16 protein-coding genes and 2 pseudogenes are annotated in these 14,173 nt (G+C 53.0%); 11 read left to right on the top strand and 7 right to left on the bottom strand.

Features of this window, described 5'->3' with window-relative positions:
- Positions 1–170: 170 nt before the first annotated feature.
- The 5 genes and pseudogenes from M8009_RS18355 to M8009_RS18370 all read right to left on the bottom strand — a co-directional run.
- A pseudogene (locus tag M8009_RS18355) lies at positions 171–446 on the bottom strand (IS481 family transposase); the annotation flags it as partial.
- Between the two features lie 74 nt (positions 447–520).
- Positions 521–931, bottom strand: coding sequence for a cupin domain-containing protein (locus M8009_RS18360; RefSeq protein ID WP_250063852.1), 411 nt, complete (start codon positions 929–931; stop codon positions 521–523).
- Positions 932–1,373: 442 nt separating this feature from the next.
- On the bottom strand, positions 1,374–1,493 hold the full coding sequence (locus M8009_RS18365) for a helix-turn-helix domain-containing protein (RefSeq protein ID WP_250063854.1): 120 nt from the start codon (positions 1,491–1,493) through the stop codon (positions 1,374–1,376).
- 32 nt (positions 1,494–1,525) lie between these two features.
- Positions 1,526–1,750: pseudogene (locus tag M8009_RS19375) on the bottom strand (leucine zipper domain-containing protein); the annotation flags it as partial.
- 287 nt (positions 1,751–2,037) lie between these two features.
- The gene (locus tag M8009_RS18370) at positions 2,038–2,346 is read right to left on the bottom strand and encodes a helix-turn-helix domain-containing protein (RefSeq protein WP_347709851.1); all 309 of its coding nucleotides are present in this window, start codon (positions 2,344–2,346) and stop codon (positions 2,038–2,040) included.
- Between M8009_RS18370 and M8009_RS18375 the strand changes: the two genes are divergently transcribed.
- The 3 genes from M8009_RS18375 (at position 2,345) to M8009_RS18385 (ending at position 4,542) form a co-directional block, all read left to right on the top strand.
- Complete coding sequence (locus M8009_RS18375; protein ID WP_250063856.1) at positions 2,345–3,502, top strand: hypothetical protein; 1,158 nt, start codon at positions 2,345–2,347, stop codon at positions 3,500–3,502. The genes M8009_RS18370 and M8009_RS18375 overlap by 2 nt on opposite strands.
- A 215-nt stretch (positions 3,503–3,717) precedes the next feature.
- Entirely contained in the window at positions 3,718–4,035 is a 318-nt protein-coding gene (locus M8009_RS18380; RefSeq protein WP_250063858.1) for a hypothetical protein, read from the top strand.
- Positions 4,036–4,350: 315 nt separating this feature from the next.
- The gene (locus M8009_RS18385) at positions 4,351–4,542 is read left to right on the top strand and encodes a type II toxin-antitoxin system VapB family antitoxin (RefSeq protein ID WP_284047900.1); all 192 of its coding nucleotides are present in this window, start codon (positions 4,351–4,353) and stop codon (positions 4,540–4,542) included.
- Between the two features lie 147 nt (positions 4,543–4,689).
- Here M8009_RS18385 and M8009_RS18390 read toward each other — a convergent pair whose 3' ends face one another.
- Complete coding sequence (locus M8009_RS18390; RefSeq protein ID WP_250063860.1) at positions 4,690–5,370, bottom strand: sterol desaturase family protein; 681 nt, start codon at positions 5,368–5,370, stop codon at positions 4,690–4,692.
- 431 nt (positions 5,371–5,801) lie between these two features.
- On the opposite strand from M8009_RS18390, the gene chrA reads away from it, so the two are divergent.
- The 6 genes from chrA to M8009_RS18420 all read left to right on the top strand — a co-directional run bounded on the left by chrA (position 5,802) and on the right by M8009_RS18420 (position 11,834).
- A complete protein-coding gene (chrA, locus tag M8009_RS18395) occupies positions 5,802–7,001 on the top strand; it encodes a chromate efflux transporter (protein WP_250063863.1) in 1,200 nt (399 codons plus the stop codon).
- Positions 7,002–7,641: 640 nt separating this feature from the next.
- Positions 7,642–7,875 carry a hypothetical protein gene (locus M8009_RS18400; RefSeq protein WP_250063865.1) on the top strand — a complete coding sequence of 78 codons (234 nt, stop codon included), beginning with the start codon at positions 7,642–7,644 and terminating at the stop codon, positions 7,873–7,875.
- Positions 7,876–8,256 carry a hypothetical protein gene (locus M8009_RS18405; RefSeq protein WP_250063866.1) on the top strand — a complete coding sequence of 127 codons (381 nt, stop codon included), beginning with the start codon at positions 7,876–7,878 and terminating at the stop codon, positions 8,254–8,256. It begins immediately after the preceding gene.
- A gap of 491 nt (positions 8,257–8,747) precedes the next feature.
- Positions 8,748–10,418: a putative bifunctional diguanylate cyclase/phosphodiesterase gene (locus tag M8009_RS18410; protein WP_250063867.1), complete on the top strand. Its 1,671-nt coding sequence runs from the start codon at positions 8,748–8,750 to the stop codon at positions 10,416–10,418.
- A 406-nt stretch (positions 10,419–10,824) separates the two neighbouring features.
- Complete coding sequence (locus M8009_RS18415) at positions 10,825–11,103, top strand: CopG family ribbon-helix-helix protein (RefSeq protein WP_250063869.1); 279 nt, start codon at positions 10,825–10,827, stop codon at positions 11,101–11,103.
- Positions 11,104–11,258: 155 nt separating this feature from the next.
- Complete coding sequence (locus M8009_RS18420; RefSeq protein WP_250063871.1) at positions 11,259–11,834, top strand: hypothetical protein; 576 nt, start codon at positions 11,259–11,261, stop codon at positions 11,832–11,834.
- 256 nt (positions 11,835–12,090) lie between these two features.
- Here the strand turns inward: M8009_RS18420 and M8009_RS18425 are convergent, their stop codons facing one another.
- Positions 12,091–12,462, bottom strand: coding sequence for a histone-like nucleoid-structuring protein, MvaT/MvaU family (locus M8009_RS18425; protein WP_250063873.1), 372 nt, complete (start codon positions 12,460–12,462; stop codon positions 12,091–12,093).
- A 544-nt stretch (positions 12,463–13,006) separates the two neighbouring features.
- Here M8009_RS18425 and M8009_RS18430 point away from each other — a divergent pair.
- Together M8009_RS18430 and M8009_RS18435 are read left to right on the top strand one after the other, a co-directional pair.
- Entirely contained in the window at positions 13,007–13,609 is a 603-nt protein-coding gene (locus M8009_RS18430) for a class I SAM-dependent methyltransferase (RefSeq protein WP_250063876.1), read from the top strand.
- Positions 13,610–13,715: 106 nt separating this feature from the next.
- Complete coding sequence (locus tag M8009_RS18435) at positions 13,716–13,940, top strand: amphi-Trp domain-containing protein (protein WP_250063878.1); 225 nt, start codon at positions 13,716–13,718, stop codon at positions 13,938–13,940.
- Positions 13,941–14,173: the final 233 nt, after the last annotated feature.

Below are 14,173 nucleotides of genomic sequence, written 5' to 3' on the forward strand. Positions count from 1 at the left end.
GCGGCAGAAAAGCAGTATCCAGGTATTACTCAGCGAACTCTCACGGCGTAGATACCGATCCTGATGACAGAAGCCGCCGGGCAGCAGCTTCAGACCGTCCGATCAGGGCCCTCGTGAATGAAGCGGGTGTATGGCTTCGTCCGGCGATGTTTCAGCCTCAGCCGCCGTCACAGGCGCCGGAAGCGACGGGAGCGATAGCAGGCGCTCCAGCCCGTCTCGTCCGGGTGAACGCTGCTGAAGGCCACTCGCGTGTGGCCGTCGATGGCGACATGAACATACTCCCATCCCGCGCCACGCGTGTTCTGCTGACGATCGCCCGTCACGCGATGCCCCGGTCGCTCGAAGCGTCCCAGTTTCTTGATGTCCAGATGCAGGAGATCCCCGGGCGCGTCGTGCTCGTAGCGGTTGTCGGGCCTTGCCGGTGGCAGGGTGGCCAGCCGATTCAGTAACCGATCAAAACCTCGATCGGTTGCTGCCTTGGAATCAGGGCGAAACCATTCTAGCGTAGTTCGTGGTGCGATTAGTGTATGGGGTCAAGGAACGGTGTATCTGGATCGCTCACGTAAAAGATCACTACCCGCATCGGCTCGGTACTGCTGCGGTTATAACCCGTCATTTTCACGTTAGGCGGTTCCACCATCGCTTGACCGGCTTTCACTGTGACTGGTGCGTGCCCCTCCATCTCCAATGTAAATGCGCCTTCCAGGATGTAGACGGTTACGGGAAAACGGTGTGTATGGAACAGAGTCTTGTCGCCAGGCTTGAGGGTTGCTGTAAGGACACGCACCTCGTGCCTCTCGCCCTTAGGCATGCCTTGCACGATTTCACTCACGAGCAAATTGGGCTTTGCGACACCGCGATCTTGCGCCATCGACGGCAAACTAATCACCAAAGCCAAAAACGCGAGACTGACGCTTAACAATTTATTCATCTGTATTTTCCTTCCTTAAAGCTGAGTTATCCCGTTGTCTAGCCGGTCATTCTGTGGCTTTAACGCCGGTGTTGGTACCACCAGCTTCTAGCAGTCACTTCACAGGGCCTACCTACTTCCTTTGGAATCATGCGGCGCATTGTCCATAATTCGCCAACTTCTCAATGTTGTGTACTAGTCAGTATAGCTGCCATTGGCCCTGTTCGTGGCACATACCAGCAGTACCAACTCGAACAACGAACGATCTCGTCAGAATGGCTGTTGACGAACTTGGCCAGCACCAGAAACTACAGCTTGATCGAAACCGAGCCAATGGCATCAAGCCTTACACATATATGGTGGAATTGCTCACCACGCTGCCATCATCGACAACCGGCGACGACCTCGACCGGTTGTACCTTGGAATCAGGGTAAAGCCATTCCGGTGTAGTTTATGGAGCGGTTACCGATTCAGCCCCTTGCGCTTGAGAATGCGCGCCACGATGCTCTGGCCGACTCCCAGCGCCTGGGCAATCTGGCGGTAGGTCTGGCGCTGCTGACGACATTCGATGATCTGCTCCACGGTCGCCAATCCTGTCGCGAAGGGGCTTCGGCAGGGCGTGATGTACGGTCCTTGAGACCGGCGTGACCCTCCTCGCGGAAACGACGCACCCACTTGTAGACCGTTCTCACACTGATGCCCTGGGCTTGCGCCACCTCCCTGGGCCGCAGCCCTTCATCAATGACGCGAACGGCCAGCAGGGCTAGACCATGCAGAGTGAGACGGGCATTCTTATGGGTGTTCATCCGTGCCTCATGGAGCGGTTGGTTGGCTCGCATCTCCAGTCTTCCGGGTAGGCTCCGGATGAACAAACTACTGAGAGATCACAACTAGCTAGCAATCATGTATGCCGGAGAAGACCTTAGCCAGCCTACTCCAATAGTCGAACAAGCCATCTAATTTATGCAGCGGAACAGATGTGACCCCCGTAGACCACATGCAATGTTGCTAGCGTTATAGGCTCAACAGTTCATAAGGTTCAACCGTGATATTATTTTTATCAATACAGTCTATACTGGCTCAAGATAGTAAATATTAGCATATCGCTATTTATAGATAAAGATTATTAACCATCAACACGCGGGAAGAGGTCTGCGACCTCAACGCCAAGGGCTTCACTGAGCTGGTAGATTTTGATCAGTGTGACGTTTTTCTCTCCGCGTTCGACTTGCCCCATGTAGCTCCGATCAATTCCAGACAGCACGGCAAACCCATCCTGGGATAGGCCTTTGTTTTTACGAAGTTCTCTGACCCTTTTGCCAAACGCAACCAGTTTTTCGTTCCGCATCTGCACCACCCATCCAAAGGGTGGAACTATCTCGAAGGACGGGCTATAGTGCCACGGACTATGAATACCATTTTGGAGATTTTTCATGCCGTTGCACATAGAGATGCTAACTGATGACGACGACGAACAGAAATACGCGCCCATCTGCGAGGATTACTGGCGACAGGACGAGCAAGGCAATTTTGCTCTCAAAATCACGGACATTGCGAACAGCTATGGGATGAAGCCCCAGTCAGTTAGTCAGTTCGTTGCGCAGCGTGCAGCAGTATGGCTAGATGAACTTCTCTGCTCGGAGTGCAAACAACCATTTCACTTTAGTACACGTAGCGAGTATCAGGAAAAACAAAAGATCCTAAACCGAGCATGTGCGCCCTGCCTCAAAACCATTAAAAAAACCATAGAAAACGAAAATAACTGTCTAAAATTAGAATTTAATGAAGTAGCAAAAAACGAAAATTTGAACCTCGAAAACATTGACCTCAAGAGCAGAGTCTATCTTCTTTCGGCATTACAAGCGTTAGGTAACGAGAGTTTAACATCAATTGGCCCACTGAATAAATACCCTACCTGCACGCTGTCGCCAGATCCTACCTATGACAAAAACATCCTATATTACCTGATTGATAGGAATATTCTACAGGCCCGTTTAGGGGTTCACCCCTATACTGTTTTGCCCAATGAGAATTTACATTCTGGCATTGATATTGGACGAACTGCAATTGCATTAGGATTTGAGAACGAACAAATTTCTTTATTTTTAACAAATTTTTGCGATGATGCGAAAATGGGTAGACTCAAAGCATCTAACGAATTCATAGATCTTTGCATGGAAATACAGATGCATGAATGCATCTCTTTCCTGGACCAAGCATTGGCAGATCATCAAATATTTTCTGACCAAGGAGACAAAACGAAACTTGTATTCAGTCAGTGCCTATCAAGATTTAGTGTAGCTCAAACTTACAGTTTTATTTGGAGCGGCGTCGAAGATGCGGCTGCTTTTTACAACAGATACCCTATCGACATGAGCGAAGCGGCTAATGCTTCGATTATTTATATCTCACGGTACATGGAAAGAGCCCTAGTCCATGGCTGGGAAATCAAGCCATATCGCAGGCCCCACAATCTTCCTCAGTCATGCTTGAGTCGCATTGTGTTTAACACAATACTCGGCACAAACGACGGAGGGTTTAACCATCCGTTATATCAATTAATAGAACCAAGTGATCTTGAAACTGTATAGAGGTGTGAAAGGCATTGCTTCCAAAAAGGCTCTCTAATCTTTAAAAAACCACTGAGCAGAAAAGTGAGTTACATCGGCCTCAGCCATAAACTTATCGAGCAGCTCAAAATCCAGCTCTATTGTGGACACAGCTTGCGGCGCCATCATCTCGGCTTTCTACTATACTTGCTTGTACACAGTGTATACCCCGCCAGCAGTTACAATCAGGTGGTTCTATGAGCATTCTTCTCGTCCGGCAAGGTGATGATCTCAAGGTCGATATTGATGAGCTAAGCATCTTGGTGCGCGGTCGTTACCGTCGTCGATCGCTCAGGTGCACCATGAGGCGATTAGCCCCTATTATTAATATTGACACATTATTTTCTGCCTCCAAAAACCTAGATGATGGTGAGACGACTGTACTCAAAGCCACAGGTCAAATTGACCTAGAGAACAATATAGATAGAGCTATACGCGACACGATGAACGAAATACCTAAAGAGGAAAGGCGTAAATGGCTGAATGAGAGCATAGCAAAATCATTACCATGGTGAGACAGGGTTGTAAAAAGCCAAACCACTTGGCTTGCTACTTTTTCAGTGGCGGCAGGTTATGCTTTCCATTAGCATCCACTGCCACAAGACTCTCTGGATCATCAGGGTCGACTCCGTAGCGGACAGCGCTTCCAGTTACGATATTCGGAAGGCATCCTGATTTCCGGTCTTCCTCAAGAGACGCCAATATGTCATCGACATCAAATTTTTCACTTGTACACTTTTTCTCCATGACCAACGTCCTATGCATAGACTATAGTTGCAAGTATAGCAAAAGAGTACGAACCTATCCCATTACTGATATGAGAGACCGTCATGAGAGTCACCGTCACCATCGATAATGAGCTGTATCAGCAGGCTATGGAGCTATCTGAAGCGAGAATCGAAAAGCCGTCAGATCTCATACATGAAGCCATAAAAACCTATGTTCGAGTCCAGGCAGCACGACGTCTATCGGCCTTGGGTGGTGAAGCACCAAGTATGAAGGCTATTCCGCGTCGAGAATAGTTTTTCAACACCAGTGATCTCTGATATCAACCCAATCTGTTATTGGTTTTAAAATTTCGGAAATCTTCAGTGGTGCATCCGATGTACTGCTAACACATGCACACCCCTTGTTCTCTTCGGATTTTCTGGTGGACAGTAGCGACGGCCTCAAAGCCCTTGTCGCTTCACGTCCCGAGGAGGATTCACGAAGGGCTGAAGCAACATGCGGTCCAGCCGCAGGTCGTGCGCTTCCCTGAATGCCTCGATGCCGATCGTCATGCCGAGGTGTCCGGCGGCAGGCTGATCTCGGTAAGTACCGAACAGTCGATCCCACCAAGGCAGGTTGAAGCCGAAGTTGCTGTCGGTTTCCTGGCGGACAATGGAGTGGTGGACACGATGCATGTCGGGTGTCACCACGGCCAAGCGAAGCCAGCGGTCAACTCTGGCGGGTAGGCGGACATTGCCGTGGTTGAACATCGAAGTGGCGTTGAGCAACACCTCAAAGATCAGCACCGCCAGCGCCGGCGTCCCGAGCAGGGTCACCACGGCGAGCTTGATGCCCATCGAGATCAGGATCTCCAGAGGATGGAAGCGCAGCCCCGTAGTGACATCGAACTCCAGGTCCGCATGGTGCATCCGATGCAACCGCCACAGCCAGGGAACGGCATGGAAGAGGCGATGCTGGAAGTAGATGGCCACGTCCAGCATGACCACGGAGACGACCACGGCCAACCCTTTCGGGACCGACACCAGATTGAAGAGGCCCCAGCCCTGCTCGGCGGCAACCAGGGCAGCCCCCACAGCGGCAAGCGGGAAGAACAGACGCGCCGCCAAGGTATCGATAACCACAATGGCCAGGTTGCTTGGCCAGCGCTAAGGACGATGAATCCTCTGCGGCCGCCGCCTGGCAACGACCTCCCACAGCGCCAACGTCAGCAGAACAAAGGCGAAGGCACCTCCGCGTATCATCGGCTGATGAACCATCAGAATATCGGACATGGCGATACCCCCTGTCACGCGATGGACAGCCCCGACGCTTTCCACTCCGGATACCCTTCCTCGAAGCGTCGGACTCGATAGCCGAGTTGACGCAGACGCTGGACGGCCTCGTGCGACAAGACACTGTAGGGGCCGTGTCCCGGGGGACTCACCCCCGGCTCAACCCCGAGGTGTGATCTACCCTTCGGCACGCCTCCCCTATCGGCTATGCTCCCCTGTCACGCTGCTGTCACCTCGCATGCTCAGGGTGACAGCCTTGTCTCCGCTTTGAGGAGCTTGCCATGAGCGACGATCAGGCTTCTCCGGGCTGCACCCGCGAGGTTTTTCGCGCCTTTCTGCTGCTGGGCCTGACCTCCTTCGGTGGCCCCATCGCTCACCTCGGCTACTTTCGCACCGAGTTTGTGGAACGGCGCCGTTGGCTCTCCGAACAGGCCTATGCCGATCTGGTAGCGCTGTGCCAGTTTCTGCCTGGGCCCGCCAGTAGCCAGGTGGGCTTCGCTATGGGGCTGATGCGTGCCGGCCCCCGGGGCGCAGCGGCGGCCTGGACGGCTTTTACCCTGCCCTCGGCCATCGTGCTGGTGCTGTTCGCCTTGGGCGCTGGCGTGCTTGATGGCCCCATCAGCCAGGGCATCATTCATGGCCTGAAGGTGACAGCGGTGGCCATCGTCGCCCACGCTGTGTGGGGCATGGCCCGCAGCCTCTGTCCCGATCCCCGGCGCGCCGGTATTGCATTGGCCGCCGTGTTCACCGTGGTGTTGGTTAGCGGCCCGCTGGGCCAGGTGGCCGCCATCGTGATCGGTGCCCTGGCTGGCATGGCACTGTGTCGGGCCCACACCGAATCCGATATGCCCGATTTGCCGCTGCCTGTCACGACACGTGCCGGTCATCTGGCGGGGCTGGCTTTCGTTGCTCTGCTGGTCGGCCTGCCGCTGCTGGCTTGGGCGACCCCTTCCACAACCCTGGCGGTCATGGACGCCTTCTATCGCGCCGGCGCCCTGGTCTTCGGCGGTGGGCATGTTGTGCTGCCGTTGCTGGAAGCCGAGGTGGTGCAATCCGGCTGGGTCGGTGCAGACGAGTTCCTGACAGGCTACGGCGCCGCCCAAGCTATACCGGGGCCGTTATTCACCTTTGCCGCCTATTTGGGCGCAGCGATGGCGCCGCTCGGCGGCAGCCTGTTTGGTGCCGCCCTGGCGCTGGTGATGATCTTCCTGCCCGGAATGCTGCTGCTGGTGGCAGTACTGCCCCACTGGAACCGATTCCGCCGCTGGGATAGCGCGCAGGCACTGATGCGCGGCGCCAATGCGGCAGTCGTGGGTATCCTGGGCGCCGCCCTCTACCAGCCGGTCTGGACCAGTGCCATTCTCGGCCCCCGCGAGTTCGCCCTGGCGCTGACCGGCTTTCTCCTGCTCAGCGTCTGGAAACTGCCCGCCTGGGCGGTGGTAGTCATCCTTGCCAGTGGCGGCATACTCATCACCATGTAGCTGGAATCGCCATCCATACAAAACAAGCGCTATCCCGATACCGGATACATGCCACGCAAACTCACCAGGTATCTGTTATCATCGCGTTTTGGCAACTCTGAAGGGGCTGCCAGGGGAGCTTAGCACGGGCATGAAGCCCTCTCAGTCAGGCAGCATGAGCTGGCGAGCCTCACCTCCAGGCTCAATTGGAGGCCCGTCAACTCTATTGAGCAAGAGCTTCAATTACTCGCTGTACAGATAACAACGGTTTATATCTAAAACACATGACATACGTATAGTTGTGTAACAACCAATGAAACCAAGAAACCATCTGCCCTCATCAGGGTCCTACCGGCAGCAGGAGTGCTTGATGAGAAGCTTGGCCTTGCCCTTACGCACCTGCACAACCCTGCGATGTTGCCGTTACCCTCGAGCATGCCGGGTCCGCTCTACGTGAACCAAGACGCTGATGGCCTCGATACCAAAGGCATTGATAGTAACCATCATTTGCACATTTAATGGGCTGCCGACATGATGCTGGAATCATCATAAAACCTTTGTTAAAGTCGCTTTTCATCAGGACATGAGGTAGCTGTAAGGAAACTGGTGAAACGATGGCGTGATTCAATTTCAATAACACAAACCAACAGGATTGCTCGACATGCCCGAATTCCGCGATTCCCGCATTGGCATTCGCAATGCCTCACTGATGCTTGGGGTGACCATTACCGAACTGCGAGAAGCCATCCTCTCTGGCAGCAAGATTCATGGCGTAATACCCCCCAAGCCATTGTTCAACGCCGGCCAGCGAAAATCTGAAATGATGTTCAAGGCAGGAGATATCATGGATTGTGCTGAAAGCATACAAAACATTTCAAACCAACGGAGAAGTTGAATGACAGACCTGCAAGCCTTCGAAGAAGCGTTATTATCGTCACGAGATGATTTTGTCGAGAAGCACAACCGCTCTGTTCAACGCGCGCAGGAACAGTTTGGTAAGCGGCGCGTTTCGGCAAAGAAGATCGATCTTCCGCAACAAGAGAGAAACAACACAACACAAGAAACCAAAGATAACACTTACACTGGCGTCGCATATAAAACCGGACACATCATCAAACTTGTAGTAAGAAAAAAGCAAATGAGCTTGCTTGATGAGGTATTCGAGTACCAGTCTCCCAAAATCTCCGAACTTGAAGCTCGCATCGACGCAGAAAAAGCCGCGAAAGCAGCAGGCTATCCCATCATTGGCTATGTTCAATCGATAGAAAAGCTGTGATGATGTGAAACATTTGCGACAATGAAGAACTGATCATTTAAGATGCCATCAATACTCTAAAGGCCTAGATCAGGCAGAAAGTACTGGCTTAGGGGCAAGCCGTTAATCCTATGAGTGGTTAGTTGATATGATAAACACCTGGGAGGCGCTGCCACTGGATATACAGCCAGAGATACACCCCTCTTATAGGCAATATATATCGCCAAACCACGTCACCCCGCATCCCATCCCCTGTGGGCAAGATCCAGGTGAACAGTTGTCGAAAGCATACATGTTAAAAACTTTCTCGCTCTTATAGTTTTCAGGCAACCTAGATCACCCCAACCTACCGATATATAGTTATTACAGCTGAAACACACTCAGCCATAACCTCTAGGCTGTCTAATCGGTCAGATTTTTTCCTTAGCGTTTTCTCCCACTTTTGTGTGATTAATTGATGGAATTCGACTATCATTGATAAGACTATCTGCATAGAATCAAGGTGGCTGACCATGGGAACAACTCGTCTACTAAATTCAATGGACAGGCCTCATCGTGTGGGGATGATGCTGGCGAGTCGCCATGCCTTTCAGAGTGGCGTGATCGTGCTGCTGTCAGGCCTAGGAGCTGGGATTGTCTACGCCACCGGAGGAACGGCATATGCCTATCCTTATATCATGCTAATTCCCGTTTTGCTCGCGGCCTGTTGGTATACCTTACCGGGAGGCTTGGTCACTGCCCTGGCCGCAGGCATCGCGATGGCGGTCATGCCACTCGATACCAACTTAGGCATTGAACAAACTCCCGATAATTATCTATTACGAATAGCATTTTATTTATTACTTGGCGGCATAGCGGGCTGGCTTTTTCAGTCTAGACGACAAGCCTTCCTCGCCCATCGGGACGTAGCTCGCACCGAACAAGATACAGGGCTAGCCAATCAAGTAGCACTCAGTGAAGATCTCTATCAGATTTTGCCCCCTATGCCCCTTCCAGCCATAGCTACCGGGCTGATCAAGGTGAAGATCACCGATATGGCTGACGTCATTGAAGCTCTAGGACTACAAGCGGCCAATGATTTGATCATCTCGGTGAGTCAACGGCTAAGCCAGGCGGTTCGCGGAGGAGGCCATGCCTACCGCATCAGCCCCGACGAATTGGCCTTGGTCGTGCTAGATGTCGAACCGGGTGATCTCGATACTATCAGTCAACGGCTGCTCGAAGTCGGCGAAGAGAGCCACCTGATTCAGCAGGTGCCTGTACGTGTCCAATTGGCAATCGGTAGCGCTATCGCCCAAGGAGGCAATAAGACGCCGCATGAACTTCTCCGGGAAGCCCGGGTAGCGCTTTTAACCTCAGTTCGCCATCGCCGGGGGCATACACACTTCGACCCAACATTCGACCAACGGTCTCTAGACTCCTTCAAATTGATTGGCCGTGTGCGAGATGCTCTCGCTGAAAGAGAGTTCGAATTGCATTACCAGCCCAAGATCTGCCTAGCTGACGGACGTGTCTGCGGGTGTGAAGGACTGATTCGGTGGCGTGGAGATAATGGTAAGTTGATTCCACCTGGCCAGTTCATGCCTAAGGTAGAAAATACCTCTTTGATTGGTCCGATCACCTACTTCGTAACTAAAGTGGCAGGCACGTTTTCCATGCACATGGGAGCCGAAAGTAAGATTGGCATAAACTTGTCGGTGCATAACCTGTATGACGAGAACTTCTTCGATCTACTCATAGAGCTTATCGAACAGGCTAGTGTGAACCCTGAACGTCTGGAAATGGAACTCACTGAAAGTGCCTTTATCGGAGACCTCGATGCCGCTCGCGGTGCTATTCAGCGGTTTCGTGATCTTGGTATTGGCGTGAGCATTGATGACTTTGGCACTGGCTTCTCCTCGTTTGAGTACTTGCAACACCTGCCCATCACGGGGCTTAAAATTGATCGCGCCTTTGTTGCCCCTATAGGCGAAAGTGAGCAGGCACGTAAAGTGCTGGCTTGCATGATCGATATTGGCCACGCCTTGAACTTGGTGGTTACTGCTGAGGGAGTGGAAACCCCGCAGCAAGAAGAAATCCTAACCCATTTAGGTTGTGATCAAGCCCAAGGATTCTACTACTCGCCAGCATTACCTGCCGAAGAATACCGCGACTGGTGCAATAAAAGGAAGAAAAAAAGCTGATATCTATATATTTCATTTTCTAATGCGCAACTTCATCCAGGCGCAGGTGCACGCTTAGCCCCCCCTTCAAGCTTATGCTTGACGGGGAAAAGTGAGGACACTCTCTTCATAGTATCAGGAGAACCGAGATCAACAAGTAATTGTCATTTTACTTCTCATTGGCCCAGCCCATGCTTTCACACTTCGGCTATAAACCAAGTTTATAAACACTGGTATCGCGATGAAGGCACTTACTGTAACCTTGATTCCGATACCCATAAAGACTGAGTGAAGCATGAGGAGGATGACCTCTCCGACACATAGGCAGCTTGGTGCCAGTTCCTGACCCAGTACTACGGTATAATCGACATCCATGCCGGATCGGCCTAGAGTAGTATTAGCTACTCACCTAGACCCAGAGGCCAGGATGACAACACCTACGTCCATCACTCTCAATGTGGTCCTGGAAGAGCGCGTTCAGCGTCTGGCAGAAGCTCGTCGGCGCCCGGTGGACTGGCTCATCCATGAAGCCATTGAACAATACGTGGAGCGTGAGGAGAAGCAAGAGGCCTTCAACCAAGACACTCTCAGAGCTTGGGAGGACTATCAAGCTACCGGACTTTACGCGACCGCTGACGAAGTAGAGGAGTGGCTGGCCAGCTGGGGAACTGATAACGAGACCTCGCCACCAAGGTGCCATAAGTGATCTTCGAGCCCGCAGTTATTCGGAATGCGGAGCCATTACACGACATTCCTTGCCCAAAGACTCACCAGCAGCTGAGATGGCCACAAAACCAACTTCCACGGGATCCAAGCTTTCAGCGCCGTTTTGTCAGCCTCCTCCACGCCAAGGCTAATACGATGAACGATAAGCAAAAGGCCGAGTTGGATGACGCCATAGACAGCTTGGAGCGCCAGATCATGGGGCTGGCAATCACGCTCTCGATAGCCAACACCAAGCTCCACGAACTGCGTAGTGAGGTAGATCAGCTGAAAGCCATGCGCGACGGCAAGCACCCCGATCTGGATTCAAGACTCGACTTCACGCTGGATCTGGCCGAATTTATCGAGGCGATCCCCTCTTCTGTTCGTGGCCGAATCATCGGACTAGCCCAAGAATTAGAAGAGACCGGGGACGCCTTGCTAGCCAAGCTCTGGCATGAAGCCCGTGCCCTTCTGCTCTACGACGCTATCTACGCCGATGTTGATGCGGAACATGACCTTCGCGACCCGATGCTTTCGCGCACCGTCAGGAGCTGTATTGACCATGCGGGCCGGGTGCCTGATGGAGCTGACAGGGATACTCTGCTTTGCGAGTGCCCTCAGATCCTGGCAGCCATCGAAAGTGCGTATCAAAAGCATGTCCGGGCCCAGCTTCAAGCTATGGGCAAGCAAGCTCAGGCACATTTCCAAATGACGGGAAGGAACTACCGCTAAAGTCAGTCCTGCCCAATACGATCCCCATGATATGGAATCTGTACCAAGCTTGTAATGCAACTACCCTGCCCCGAGCCTCAACCGCTGCTGCTTCATTGATGCCTCATTTTGACGCCAAAAATCGATACGACGGTTGCCAGCATTCTTGGGGGGAAGCCAACCATCCTCGCATACGGCCCTAGAAAGCAAAAACCCCACACCGCTGAGCGTATGTGGGGCTTCATGATCGAGCAACGGCGGCTATCGCCGTGCTGCATCAGTCTTCGGTACGGACCAGCCAAGACTCGACGGTTTCGTCACCGTGCTCTTCTTTCCAGGCCTTAAGGGTCTTCTGGTTACCGCCACGGGTCTCGACAACCTCCCCAGTGTTGGGATTTTTGTAAATCTTCAGCTTGCGCTTACGGCGCTGACCCTCACCCTTTTTGCCGCTATCAGCTGCCGGCTCGGGCCGGAGAAGTGATAGAACATCAGCGGCGCTCTTGTTGTACTCGCTCATCAGCGCCTCGAGCTTGTCCTTGAACTCAATCTCTTCTTGGAGGCGCGGGTCCTCCTTCATTTTTTCAAGCTGTTCGGCCAGCTTCTTCATCTGCTGCTCTTGCTGGGCGTATGTTGTCAGGAGGCTTGACATAGAAAAGGTCTCTAACAGGTGAATTTACATATGGCATGATAATTAACAACAAATAGAAACGCAACGAGATTCTTGCTTTCATCCCGTGTGTCGATGGAGAAGAAGAGATGGAGCTGCACGCGCGCGGCCGGAATTCACATCTGCTCGGCCTAGGCCGCGATCGAAGGACTCCGCTCAAGAGCCCGACCGTGGTTCACATTTACTCTTCAACTGCTCAGTACGTAAGGATAGTTAGACACAGTTCTTTTGTCCGAAGCCGTGAATCCGACCAACAAACCGGCTTGACGCCATCCTGCCTGAGTAACGAGCAGGGAGATTTCGTAATTTGGCGGCATGGGATGTGGCAATGGTTTACGCTGGTACGTGTATGTCCATCGATCTTCCTTGGCGTGATGCTTCTCTTGCCCTTTCGCGGTGCTGGCTGGCAGAAGTGAGGGACGCGAGATGCGCTACGGAAATAAACGTGCAAAGGTAATGCTATATCGGCGTTACGCACGAGGCGAGATCGGCCGGGAGGGGTACCAGCGGGTAAGTAGGACCTCGAATGACGATACAAGACTGCATTTTTCCCGCCACTGCAATGCCCGACAGGGACTGGTGGCATGCGCTATGGCCTGACCCCGACAGGGTCATAAAGGCCTTGCGCATCAGGCAAGGGATGAAGGTCGTCGATCTGGGTTGTGGCGATGGTTATTTTACCGCCGCCATCGCCCATCAGGTGGGCGCTGGGCGCGTCATCGGTTTCGACCTCGACCCAGTCATGCTCGAGCAGGCGCAAGCTGCCTGCGAAGGGATGTCGAATTGCAGCTGGTTACTGGGAGACGCAATGGCGCTGAGCCGTCTGCTAGATGCATCGGTGGACTATGTGCTGATCGCCAACACCTTTCACGGCGTGCCGGACAAGACAGCCTTGGCACGGGAAATCGCCAAGGTCCTGACGCCGAACGGGCGCTTTGCTATCGTCAACTGGCATCCCCTGCCACGGGAACAGACGACTGTCCTCGGGCAGCCACGAGGGCCCAAGACCGCAATGCGAATGTCTGCGGAACAAACACGGACGGTGGTGGAGCCTGCCGGCTTCAGGCTGGAGACGCTGGTCGAGCTTCCTCCATACCACTACGGGGCTATTTTCATCCGTACCATATGATCATCCGAGACACCACGATTAGAGAGTGTGGGTGACCTGCTAGACTGGATGCGAGCCTGCCTGCGCCACAGGCGCTGGCGGTACCGACGTCACCGAGGAGAGACACATGGGATCCAAAGAAGAGAGAGACGTAGAGAAAGGCTACCCGAAGGCCGACTTCGTGGCCAAGCTACGGCGACTGGCAGATGCCATCGAGAACGGCGAACGTTTCGATATTCAGATTGCCGGCGAGCGCATCTATGTCCCCGTTCGAGCCGAATTCACCATCGAACACGAACGATCAGATGATGAAGAAGAGATTGAATTTCAGATCAAGTGGCAAAATGAATAGATCAGATCATCCGATGGGGCTGTCGTACCTCGCTCAGCGATAGAAGTATGACAAGGCCGGTAGCAGCTGGACAGTGGCTACAAGGTTGTAGAGCACCTCGTTGTGCTCGTTGATTCGGTAGTCATAGGGCTAGAAGTCCCCCGCCGGCTGGGCTATGTGAAGTGGGTCTTCTAGGGCGGCCTGAATTTTTTAATAAGGTACTGCTCAAGGGCCGATTGCGGCCAGAAGAAGAC

The sequence above is a fragment of the Halomonas gemina genome, assembly GCF_023554995.1.
Taxonomy (GTDB): domain Bacteria; phylum Pseudomonadota; class Gammaproteobacteria; order Pseudomonadales; family Halomonadaceae; genus Halomonas; species Halomonas gemina.

Bases quoted from the DNA above. Each gene is read 5' to 3' on its own strand.
- M8009_RS18425 (WP_250063873.1), bottom strand. From the start codon at position 12,462: ATGTCAAGCCTCCTGACAACATACGCCCAGCAAGAGCAGCAGATGAAG.
- M8009_RS18415 (WP_250063869.1), top strand. From the start codon at position 10,825: ATGACAACACCTACGTCCATCACTCTCAATGTGGTCCTGGAAGAGCGC.
- M8009_RS18430 (WP_250063876.1), top strand. From the start codon at position 13,007: ATGACGATACAAGACTGCATTTTTCCCGCCACTGCAATGCCCGACAGG.
- M8009_RS18360 (WP_250063852.1), bottom strand. From the start codon at position 931: ATGAATAAATTGTTAAGCGTCAGTCTCGCGTTTTTGGCTTTGGTGATT.
- M8009_RS18410 (WP_250063867.1), top strand. From the start codon at position 8,748: ATGGGAACAACTCGTCTACTAAATTCAATGGACAGGCCTCATCGTGTG.
- M8009_RS18420 (WP_250063871.1), top strand. From the start codon at position 11,259: ATGAACGATAAGCAAAAGGCCGAGTTGGATGACGCCATAGACAGCTTG.
- chrA (WP_250063863.1), top strand. From the start codon at position 5,802: ATGAGCGACGATCAGGCTTCTCCGGGCTGCACCCGCGAGGTTTTTCGC.
- M8009_RS18380 (WP_250063858.1), top strand. From the start codon at position 3,718: ATGAGCATTCTTCTCGTCCGGCAAGGTGATGATCTCAAGGTCGATATT.
- M8009_RS18400 (WP_250063865.1), top strand. From the start codon at position 7,642: ATGCCCGAATTCCGCGATTCCCGCATTGGCATTCGCAATGCCTCACTG.
- M8009_RS18375 (WP_250063856.1), top strand. From the start codon at position 2,345: ATGCCGTTGCACATAGAGATGCTAACTGATGACGACGACGAACAGAAA.
- M8009_RS18385 (WP_284047900.1), top strand. From the start codon at position 4,351: ATGAGAGTCACCGTCACCATCGATAATGAGCTGTATCAGCAGGCTATG.
- M8009_RS18405 (WP_250063866.1), top strand. From the start codon at position 7,876: ATGACAGACCTGCAAGCCTTCGAAGAAGCGTTATTATCGTCACGAGAT.
- M8009_RS18370 (WP_347709851.1), bottom strand. From the start codon at position 2,346: ATGAAAAATCTCCAAAATGGTATTCATAGTCCGTGGCACTATAGCCCG.
- M8009_RS18435 (WP_250063878.1), top strand. From the start codon at position 13,716: ATGGGATCCAAAGAAGAGAGAGACGTAGAGAAAGGCTACCCGAAGGCC.